10 protein-coding genes are annotated in these 10,425 nt (G+C 54.8%); 2 read left to right on the top strand and 8 right to left on the bottom strand.

The features are described 5' to 3' along the window. From L692_RS0104835 to L692_RS0104810, 6 genes are all read right to left on the bottom strand, one after another. Nucleotides 1-733: molybdopterin molybdotransferase MoeA (locus tag L692_RS0104835; protein ID WP_025697699.1), on the bottom strand; the 733-nt coding region annotated here is incomplete at its 3' end. A 212-nt stretch (nucleotides 734-945) separates the two neighbouring features. Further along, a complete protein-coding gene (locus L692_RS0104830) occupies nucleotides 946-1,452 on the bottom strand; it encodes a DUF4178 domain-containing protein (RefSeq protein WP_025697697.1) in 507 nt (168 codons plus the stop codon). 109 nt (nucleotides 1,453-1,561) lie between these two features. Continuing rightward, nucleotides 1,562-2,230, bottom strand: a complete 669-nt coding sequence (locus L692_RS0104825; RefSeq protein ID WP_025697695.1) for a PspA/IM30 family protein — start codon at nucleotides 2,228-2,230, stop codon at nucleotides 1,562-1,564. 78 nt (nucleotides 2,231-2,308) lie between these two features. After that, a complete protein-coding gene (lpdD, locus tag L692_RS0104820; RefSeq protein WP_025697693.1) occupies nucleotides 2,309-2,647 on the bottom strand; it encodes a prenylated flavin chaperone LpdD in 339 nt (112 codons plus the stop codon). 31 nt (nucleotides 2,648-2,678) lie between these two features. After that, nucleotides 2,679-3,638 (bottom strand): dihydroorotate dehydrogenase, encoded by a 960-nt coding sequence (locus L692_RS0104815; RefSeq protein WP_025697691.1) that lies wholly within the window; start codon nucleotides 3,636-3,638, stop codon nucleotides 2,679-2,681. Further along, on the bottom strand, nucleotides 3,631-4,335 hold the full coding sequence (locus tag L692_RS0104810; RefSeq protein WP_025697689.1) for a dihydroorotate dehydrogenase electron transfer subunit: 705 nt from the start codon (nucleotides 4,333-4,335) through the stop codon (nucleotides 3,631-3,633). Before L692_RS0104810 ends, L692_RS0104815 begins: the two co-directional genes overlap by 8 nt. A 239-nt stretch (nucleotides 4,336-4,574) precedes the next feature. On the opposite strand from L692_RS0104810, the gene L692_RS27760 reads away from it, so the two are divergent. Beyond that, nucleotides 4,575-5,498 (top strand): polysaccharide deacetylase family protein, encoded by a 924-nt coding sequence (locus L692_RS27760; RefSeq protein ID WP_232238728.1) that lies wholly within the window; start codon nucleotides 4,575-4,577, stop codon nucleotides 5,496-5,498. Nucleotides 5,499-5,574: 76 nt separating this feature from the next. On the opposite strand, the gene L692_RS0104800 is transcribed toward L692_RS27760, so the two are convergent. Continuing rightward, nucleotides 5,575-6,240, bottom strand: a complete 666-nt coding sequence (locus L692_RS0104800; protein WP_036721989.1) for a 3D domain-containing protein — start codon at nucleotides 6,238-6,240, stop codon at nucleotides 5,575-5,577. Between the two features lie 340 nt (nucleotides 6,241-6,580). Between L692_RS0104800 and ppk1 the strand changes: the two genes are divergently transcribed. Further along, a complete protein-coding gene (gene ppk1 / locus L692_RS0104795) occupies nucleotides 6,581-8,695 on the top strand; it encodes a polyphosphate kinase 1 (RefSeq protein WP_025697683.1) in 2,115 nt (704 codons plus the stop codon). On the opposite strand, the gene L692_RS0104790 is transcribed toward ppk1, so the two are convergent. Then, entirely contained in the window at nucleotides 8,634-10,172 is a 1,539-nt protein-coding gene (locus tag L692_RS0104790; RefSeq protein WP_025697681.1) for a Ppx/GppA family phosphatase, read from the bottom strand. The two genes, ppk1 and L692_RS0104790, sit on opposite strands and share 62 nt — an antisense overlap. Between the last annotated feature and the right edge of the window lie 253 nt (nucleotides 10,173-10,425).

Here is a 10,425-nt window from a genome sequence, read left to right as displayed (position 1 = left end):
CGTCTGGGATTGTGCCAAGCATTACCGGCTCGCCCCCCGCTTCTCTGACCAGCGCTTGCAGCATCGGGGAGTTGCTGTTGCGAATTCTGCCGGGCTGAAGCGGCTCCTTCACATCCAGCAGCTCAGTGCCTGTGGCGAATACGCCAACCTTGGGCCTGCGCAGAACCGGCACTTCCGCTATGCCGAACGCCGCCAGCACGGCGATATCTCCCGCCGCAAGCTTGCGTCCGGCCGCCAGCACAGTCTCGCCCTGGCTCACCTCCAGGCCGACGGGTGTCACGTTGGCGCCGCTTGCAATCGGCTTGCGGATGCCAACACAGGGAACGCCGTCAACCTCGCGGGTCTCCGTCATCTCCAGCATGACGACGGCGTCGGCGCCCTCCGGCACCTGCGCCCCGGTCATAATCCGCGCCGCCGTGCCGGGGATAATCGCCCCTGCAGACACCGAGCCGCAGGGAATGTTGTCGACCACCCGCAGCCACACTTCTCCGCCGCCAGGACATTTCTCCGTATCCGCCGCGACGATCGCATAGCCGTCCATGCCCGAACGGGGGAATGCGGGGAATGGATGCGGCGCCGCTATATTTTCCGCTAAATAACGCCCCTGAGCCTCTTCAAGCGGCACCGTCTCACGCTCAAGCCTCCTGATGTGTGCCAAAATTCTGTTCTGAGCTTCCTGCACCTGCAGGACCTTACGCATAAACTTATCGCTTTTTGCTTCCCGGTCAGCCATTAAGAGCCCCTCCCGTTTCTGTTCTTTATCTGAGCATAGATTTCTCGCACTTATTGTATCACACCGATTATGCTGTTCCGAAATAGGATGTCCCAAGCCCGGCTGACACGCATGGGGCATAACAATAGAAAAAGCAGGAATGCGCCAAGGCATGCCTGCTTCGATTGTACAGCTTTACAGTTATACAGCTTTCAAATGTTGACTGAGGGCGCTTATGCGCCGCGGATGACTCTCACATCGCCCGGAATGATTTTCTCTCCTTCATACAGCATAAAGCGCCCGTTCTGCCACTCGATCCGGAGCAGCTGCCCTTCATCCGACTGATACTGCCACACATGCTGGTCGCCCGCGTTCATAAAAGGCGTCTGTCCGGCAGCGGATACGTGGCCTTCATACTCTTCCTCCAGATAGTATACAATGTCATCCAACTCCATCGTCGCGGGAACCTCCGTCAAACTATCCAGACGGCCGTCGATCGCCTTGTACAGCGCATAGCGCAGCTCTTCCCTCTGCTCAATATGCAAATAGGCGATTGCCGTGCCATCCCGAAGCGTCAACAGCGCTGCATTCCGGCCGAAATTGCTTACCCGCCCCGTTACCTCGTAAGTAACAAGCGAGACTTCGCAAATATCGCCGGGGGCCAGCTGCAGCATGCTCTTCTCCCGCACGGGCGGCTCATCCTTCGCGAACAAATTTCCAATACGCTTCCATATACTCATCAAGGCATCCTCCCTCTCATGATAAGTCTCTGCAAAACGAAAGGAGAAACGGCGCCGCCGTCTCTCCTCCGCCTCATACCCGGACCGCTAATCTTCGCGGGAGTACCCGTTATTGCTTATCATACTGCTTCATCAAGGCGGCCAGCTCGTCTTCCACTCCCTGGTCCTTGCCCAGCTGCTCGAACTCTTCATCCAGCGATTTGCCCCGGGCGCTCATCTCGTTGCTCGCTTCCGCCTGCGCTTCGGCCTGGAGCATCTTCTCCTCCATCCGTTTCAGTCCGGCAGTGGCAGAATCGGAGCTGAACCCGCTCATCGCTTTATTTATTTCCGTCTGCGCCTTGGCGGCGTTGTAACGGGCGACCAGCGTCTCACGCTTGCTCTTCATCTGGTTCAGCTGCTTGCGCATTTCCTCCAGCTTACCCCGAAGATTATCCGCAGACGCCTTGTTCTGGTCATAGCTGGTCTTGTATTCCGCCAGCTTGCCTTCGGCGGTCTTCTTCTCTTCGAGCGCCCGGCGGGCCAGGTCGACGTTGCCTGCCTGCGCGGCGGTATGCGCCTGCTGGTTGCGTTTGTTGACCAGCGCCTCCTGCTCCTCGTAGAGCTGCTTGAATTTCTTCTCGATCGCGATTTGGGCGGCTACCGCCTTCTCGGCATCCTCCAGATCCTCTGTCATATCACGGATATATTGGTCGGTCATCTTGATCGGATCTTCGGCTTTGTCAATGATTGCATTGATGTTGGACAGGGTCAGATCGCGCAATCTTTTAAAAATCGACATGGTTCATTCCTCCAAAAGATGGTTTTAAAATACTCATTGATATGTGGTACGCAGGAAAATCGGGCGCGTTTCATTTTTTTATATCTTGCCCGCCAAATATTGCTCCACCTTACGCTCTACAATCTCAACCACCTGCGCGATTTGTTCTTTGGACAGATCGTCGTAATGAATGCCCATGACAACCGTTACCGTTCTGCGCAGCGCTTCGGCCACTTTGAGGGCGACCGATTCGCTGATGGTATGCTCCTTGTGGCCGGGAACGGCCGAAGTCGTCACCAAGGCCCCATGCTCGCCGGGATAAGCGGTGCTGGCAGCGCCGATATGCCGGACTCCGCCCGTAATCAGCAGCAAAATATCTTGTCCCACCGCCGTTTCCGACAAGACGATATCGCCCGGATCAAAGCTTTGCGAAGACACGAGCATCCCTCCGTAAATATATTAACCGTTTTTAGACAATGCCTCTTATTTCATCCAGGGAAGCTATATTTTCTTCAATCATAAACTGGCGGAGGTCCCTCAGCAGGTCATGGCCTGCTCGCATATTCATAAAATTATAGGTTCCCACCTGCACGACGGCCGCTCCCGCCATAATGAATTCAATGATATCCGTCGCCGAGGAAATTCCGCCCATGCCGATGATCGGTATCTCCACTCTTTTGGCCACCTGATGCACCATACGCAGCGCAATCGGCTTGATGGCCGGACCGGACAGCCCCGCGTAAAGATTGTTGAATACGCTGCGCCGACGCCGCACATCAATCTTCATTCCGGAGATGGTATTAATGAGGGAGACGGCATCCGCCCCCTCTTCCTGGCACATGAGCGCCATATCGGCGATATCCTCCGCATTCGGCGAGAGCTTGACCGACAGAGGCAGCTTCGTCGCCCGGCGGACGGCCCGCACCAGCTCGCGCGCGTCACAGGTCCGGATGCCAAAGGCGATCCCGCCTTCCTTGACATTCGGACAGGAAATGTTCAGCTCGATCATGTCAACCGCTTTGCGGCCGCGCGCATCGGCGTCTTTCTGAATCAGCTCCGCTCCGGCGACGTAATCCTCAAAGGTATTCCCCCCGAGGTTCACGATCCGGACGGTGTCCAGCGTCTCCCAGTACGCGCATTCCTTGTCCAGAAAAGCGGCAACTCCCGGGTTCTCCAGCCCGACGCTGTTCAGCATCCCCGATGCCGTCTCATACACACGGGTTCCCTGGTTTCCCGCCTTGGGATGAAGCGTCAGTCCCTTGCCTGAAATGCCGCCGAGTTCGTTCACATCATAATATCTGGCATATTCCTTGCCGAAGCCGAAGGTTCCTGAAGCCATAACGACCGGGTTCTTGAACGTAACCCCGGCAATGCGGGTAGTCAAATCAAGCTCCGTATTGCCGGGTGAAGAATCGCCGATTCTAATCATGGAATATTACCTCCTCCGCCAAAAATACCGGCCCGTCCGCACAGGCCTTCCGCTGTCCGTCCTTGCAGGATACGCTGCAGACAAGGCACGCCCCAATTCCGCAGGCCATGCGGTTCTCCAGCGACAAATACACATTCACCGAGCTTCCCGAGGTAGCCGCGGCAATCCCTTTAAGCTGGGCCGCTTTAAGCATCGGATGCGGTCCGCATACGAATATATGGTCATACTCCGCAAAATCGACACTGTCCAGAATGAGCCCGCCGACATCGACTGACAGCTTCGCGGCGTAAGGGCGGAACGCCTCCGTCCGAAAGGGCTCCCGGCTGAATCCGAGATATACGTCGCAGCCGGGAAGCTCGCGGGAGCAATACAGCAGCGGCGCAATGCCGATGCCTCCTCCGACCAGCGCAACCCGTCCCGTCACCGCAGGGAAGCCGCTGCCGAAAGGCCCCTCCAGTTGAATAGAGTCGCCCGGAGTGAGCTGGGCGAACAGCTCGGTCCCTTCCCCTACGACATGATACAGAAAGTCAATTTCTCCGTCTCCCACCTGATGTATGCTCAGCGGCCTGGACAGGACAGGATAAGCTCCCCATGCCCGCAGCATGTAGAATTGGCCCATCTCGCCGCCATAATCTCCGCTCACCCGGAGATGGTAAACATTATCCGCCAGCCGCTCGTTACTTATAACCGTCCCCACTATATCAAGCTCCTTAAAATTTTATCTTATTAAAGATGCCTGAGAAGCTTAACAAAATCTGTGATCTTCTTCACAATTATTAATGTTATTTTCGATAACTGGCAAGCATCCGTTGTTTAACAGTATACACGTATCGGAAGCTCCAAGAAATAATGAATTCGGCTGCCGGAATTTGCATGTTTTGCTCCCGGTTGTGGAATAACAAGCGTAGTAACGGCCGGATTTGAAAGGAGCGCAAGATGATGATTGAAGTCCGCTTTGCCAGAATGATCATTTTGGGCCTTATTTGCACGTTCATCTGTTGCCTCTCGGGCTGCTCGTCTGATCCGGATGCCTGTCGGACAGGATCGGCAAGAGGGGGTTCAGAAAGCGAACCCGGCGGAAGCCATATCGCCTGCCATGCCCCTTGGACGCTCGAAGCATCCTCGAAGCGCCCCGCTTTAAAGAATGAAAGGCACCTGACCCGGAGCGCAGAGCGGGAACCGGCCAGCAAGCCGGCGGCGGCGCCGCTGTCCCTTGGACAGCTGATCCGCAAATATCCGAATGCGATCAAGACGAACGGCCCCCGGCTCCAGAGAATCGCGCTGACGTTTGACGACGTCCCGGACCCCAGGTTCACGCCGCAGATTCTGGATGTGCTTCGGAAGTACCGGGTGAAAGCGACCTTTTTTATAGTAGGAAACCGGGCGGCCAAGCATCCCGCGCTTGTCAAGCGAATTGTGAGGGAAGGGCACAGCATCGGCAACCATTCGTACAGCCATCCCCAATTCCCGAAGCTCGGCATGCGGCAATTCCGTTCCCAAATCATCCGCACGGAAAGAATAATAGGCCGCATAACCGGATTCAGGCCAAGGCTCATCCGCCCTCCTTACGGCGAAATCACCGAGCAGCAGCTCAAATGGGCGGAAGCCCGAGGCTACAAGCTGGTCAACTGGAATGTCGATTCTCTGGATTGGAAGGGCTTGTCCCGCGCGCAGGTCAAACGCAATATTTTGTCCCATGCCGGCAAAGGGTCGATCATCCTTCAGCATGGCGGAGGCGGCACGGGCAGCAATCTGAGGGGCACCATAGAGGCGTTGCCGGATGTCATAGAAACGCTGCGGCGCAAAGGCTACACCTTTGTTACCGTGCCGGACATGCTGAATGTGCCGGAGCGGAAATAGAAAGCTACCGCCGCCCACCAGGCAAAAAAAGAAACGAAGCGGACCTCCCGGCCTGCCTTCGTTTCTTATCATGATGCTATTTAATCAGGTACAGCTGCACATTCTGGTAACCAAATTCGGAAACGAAGCTTCGGCTTCCGGGGATGAATATGTCGATGCGGTTGCCCTGGATGGCGCTGCCTTTATCCGAGGCGGTTGCCACAAAAGCCTGCTTCGGCAGGCCGGGATGGGAATATCCGGTCACCAGCACCTTCGTTCCGAGCGGAATGATATCCGGATCAACGGCGATCGTCCCTAGCTTCAGCGGATTGCCAAAGTAATCAACGGCCCCCCATGGACCATTCTCGCTTGCAGCCGAGGAATACGCCGATGCTTTAACCTGCAGCGTTTTGTCATAATTGTAGGTCTTGCCCCAGGCCTCCACCGTCTTCAAATCGCTCTCTGCGGCCAGCGCTACCGCCCGTGCCGTGCTCATCGCCCGGGGTCCGGCGGAAGCCTGGACTGTGCCCGAAGCCTGACCGGGAATAACGAGTCTCAGTCCGGGATACAGATTAAGCGGGTCAATTGTCGGATTCGCTTTCATTAATGCCGCTATATCCACTCCGTACTTTTTGGCTACTGCATAAAAGGTGGTCTGTTTCCCTGCAACGTGAATCCTGTCCGCATACGCCGGCGAAGCCATCAGCAGCACTCCAAGGCACAAAGCGGCGGCGGATTTTATCCATGAGATTCCAAGCTTCATAACTTCCTCCTCTATTTCCCTTCCGAAAAAAATCCTCTATGTATTTCTTCCATCCAGTTTTTTCATCATTACAAAAGCCCCGGCAATTTTTAATATATCACAATTTTGTAACTATATCATTTGTAATTGTTACCACTTTGAAATATTTTATGGATCGCAGCGGACACAGCTTAAATATTTTACACTGCGTTAACAATCAAAGCTGTCACAAAAGGTAAAATAAAGGGGAATCGGCGAGGGTATCCGTCAAAAACGGAGATTAATACATTGTCTTCACGGTATGTTAAAATAAGATGATATCGCCAGAATCGACCCATTTGGTTATGAATTTGGAGGAGTCATGAGCGAAGAAGCGAAAAAAAACATTCACAGCAGTCCGTCGGCCGCCTATCTGAACCGGGATCTGAGCTGGATTGAGTTCAACCGCCGCGTGCTGGAGGAAGCCCAGGATCCGAATAATCCTTTGATGGAACGGGCCAAATTCCTCGGCATCGTCTCCAGCAACCTGGATGAATTCATCAGCGTCCGGGTAGCGGGCATTCAGGATCAAATCCGAGCGGGCTATACGAAAAAAGACTTTACCGGCTATACTCCTTCCGGCCTCCACAAACGCCTGTACAAGCGCGTCGGCAAAATTGTCGCCGATCAGTACCGGACCTTCCGGGACATTTCCCGGAGTCTGAACAAGGAAGGCATCATTCTTGTCGATTATGAGGATTTGACCCACGCCCAGGAAGCCGCAGTAGAGCAATATTACCGGGATATCATTTTCCCTGTATTAACGCCGATGGCCGTGGATCAGAGCCGGCCTTTCCCGCTTGTCCACAGTCTGTTTATTTATCTGGCCGTCGTTCTGACGAAAAAAAATAAAGAGCATGACGAATTCTTCTTCGCCATTTTGCAAATTCCGTCCAATCTGCCGCGCTGCATTCCTCTCCCGCACCGGGCCAACAGCAAGCGGAGGCAGTTCGTGTATATCGAGGATGTTATCCGCGCTCATATCGGGACGCTGTTCAGCGGCTATCATCCGGTCGCCGTCAATGAGTTCCGCCTTACGCGAAATTCCGATCTCAGCATTGACGAAGAAGGCGCCGAGGATTTGCTGGAGGAGATTGAGAAGGAACTCCGCAAACGCCGGCGCGGCGTACCGGTCAGACTGGAGGTCCAAAAGGGCATCCATCCGTACGCGCTGGAGCAGCTTCAGGCCGAATTCGAAGCCGAGCATTTCGTGTATGAGATTGACGGTCCACTCGATCTTGGATTTCTGCGGCAATTCGCCGGAGGCTTCAAGGGACACAGTTATCTGAACTATCCGCCGGTTGAGCCCGTCTACCCGGCCGAGTTCGAGGAAACCGAGGATTTCTTCGAGGTGCTGCGGGAGCGCGACGTTCTGGTGTATCATCCATATGAATCCTTTGAATCATTCATCGATTTCATTACCCAGGCGTCCGAGGACGAGCAGGTCATGGCGATCAAAATGACGCTGTACCGGGTCAGCGGCAATTCGCCGCTCATTACCGCGCTCGCGCGCGCGGCGGGATCGGGCAAGCAGGTAACCGTCGTGGTGGAGCTTAAAGCGAGGTTCGATGAAGAGCGGAATATTGCGTGGGCCCGGAAGCTGGAGCAGGCGGGCTGCCACGTGGTGTACGGATTGGTTGGCCTGAAGACCCATGCCAAAATCACCCTGATCGTCCGTCAGGAAGGCAATGAGCTGCGCCGCTATGTGCATATCGGGACGGGAAATTACAATGAAAATACCGCCAAGCTATATACGGATATCAGTCTCTTCACCTCGCATTACGAGGTGGGCCTGGACGCTTCCGAGCTGTTCAACCAGATCACTGGATATTCCGCCAACTGCGACTGGAACTCCTTCTTCGTCGCTCCCTACAGCATGAGCAATTCACTGAAGAAGCTGATCGAGCGGGAGAGCGAGCATGCGGCGAACGGGCGTCCGGCCCGGATCGTCGCGAAGATGAACTCCCTCTCCAACCAGCAGGTGATCGATGATTTATATGAGGCGGGCCAGTCCGGCGTTTCGATTGATCTGATTGTCCGCGGGGTCTGCTGCCTTCGCCCCGGCGTACCGGGCCTGAGCGAACGGATCACGGTCCGCAGCATCGTCGACCGCTTTCTGGAGCATTCCCGGATCTACTACTTCGAGAACGGCGGAGAGCCGGAGGTGTATTTGTCCAGCGCCGACTGGATGACGCGAAATCTGACACGCCGGGTAGAATTAATGTGCCCTGTCGGGGATAAAACCGCCCGTGAACAGGTGGTTCAGATTCTGGAGATGTCGCTGCGGGACAACCAGAAATCACGCTTCCTGCTCCCAAGCGGCAACTATGAGCGGCCAAACGACGAACTGGCCCCTTTCCGGAGCCAATTCGCTGCTATGCATGTTGAGAATTGGAAATATACTCAAGCTTTATCTTCAGATCCCATGCATTCCTGAACACCTTGAGGGCGTTGTCGATTTCCTCAAGCTTCAAGAGTGACCGCTGATTGCCCAGAATTTCGATATCAAGGCTTCCCCCGTTCAGGCGGGGGTTAATCTGTTGCTCAATTCCGGACTCGCCATTGTCAAGAGCCGCGCTTAGCTGAACAAGCGAACCGAGCTTGTGTATCCATTCCTCGTCGGAAGGCAGGAGAATGTCCTTGTGGTCCGTGGACAGCTTCTGCTTCCGGCTTTTTGTGCTGTACGAGGCGATCATGGCGCACAGCACGAGCTGGCGGTGGGTAAGTCCCCGGATCGGGGAGTTCATCAGCCAGTAGCGGGTATGCCGCTTGGACTGGTAATAGTTAATATTGGCGCCGACGCGGTAGAGCATGGCCGATACATAGATGAGTATTTCCTGCTCGTTTGAGGCGCTTCCGCCTTTGAGCGCCGCGTACAAGCTCTGCGCGATTTTGTGGACATCATATAAGAAATCGGCCGAAGCCTCCCCGTTCAAGCGCCGCAGCGTTCCGAGACTGTACTCCAGCGCGCTTGCGCGTACCGGGTGCTCCGGCTCCAGCAGATCGTGCAGCATTCCCTCGCGAAGCCCTTCTCCGCTTATGACCGCCTGGCCGGCGCCAATATACTGGTATACAGTGTGGAAAATAATAAGCCCCGAGACGATAATATCCGCCCGGCTCTTGGACAGGCCGTCAATATTCTTCCGCTTGTCGTATGACATCGCCGGGAGGGTCTCCATGAACCTCTTGATCGTCTCGGTGGATATCGTATATCCATGCGAATTGGGAAGGGAATAATTCCGCCCTTTCTGATCCATCTTGCCAAGCGTCCGCAGCGTTCCCCCAAGGCCGTATAAAGGAAGCCCTTTGCCTGCCCGGAGCCAATCGCAATCGGCAAGATGCTCACGGACGAAAGCCTCCAGCCTGCGCACCTGCTCCCCGCTCCAATTGCCTCCCTGTCCAAACATCACATTGGTATTGACCGCTCCGAACGGAAAGGAAATGCTGTGCCGGTAGCTCCGGTTTTGAAACAGCGTAATCTCCGTACTCCCGCCGCCGATATCGATGACAAAGCCGTCTTCGACATCGAATGCGTTGATGACGCCGAGAAAGCCGAAATAGGCTTCCTGCTGCCCGCTGATGATTTCGATCGGCATCTCCGCCGCATCGGAGAGAAACGAGGTGATCTCTTCGGAGTTGGCCGCATTCCGGATCGCCGCCGTTGCGCCTGTGCGGACCCGGGACACGCCGTATACCCGGCAGACCATCTTGAACTGCAGGAGGACCGGAACAATGGTTTCCAGCGCCTCGCGTTCCAGTCGGCCCTCCTTGGTGATCTTCTCGCTCAGGCGGGCCGAATATTTGGATTCCTTGATAATCCGGTACCCGCCCTCGGGCGTAGTTTCATAGATGACGAGTCTGATGGAGTTGGAGCCGATATCGATAATGCCGATTCGGCTAAAGTCATTGTTCATAGCATGTTCCCCTTTATTTATCACTGAGCATAATTATACATCTTCACGATACATATTTACATTTTAAACGTTTAACGTTTTTCTAAACGAATCCAATGTAACAAAAATCATATACTCTGCCGATTACTGATATATAGAGAAACAGAAAAGCGGGGGCGTGCCAGGAATAACTCCGGATCGGTCCCAGCTTGCTTGCCTTAGTATTCAAAATTCCAGCTTTAATTTTAGCTCATGGGCGGCCGGCAATCGTAAC

The sequence above is a fragment of the Paenibacillus forsythiae T98 genome, assembly GCF_000520735.1.
Classification (GTDB): domain Bacteria; phylum Bacillota; class Bacilli; order Paenibacillales; family Paenibacillaceae; genus Paenibacillus_AQ; species Paenibacillus_AQ forsythiae.
Note: the sequence above shows the minus strand (reverse complement) of the source record. Positions and strands in the feature narration are given on the sequence as shown.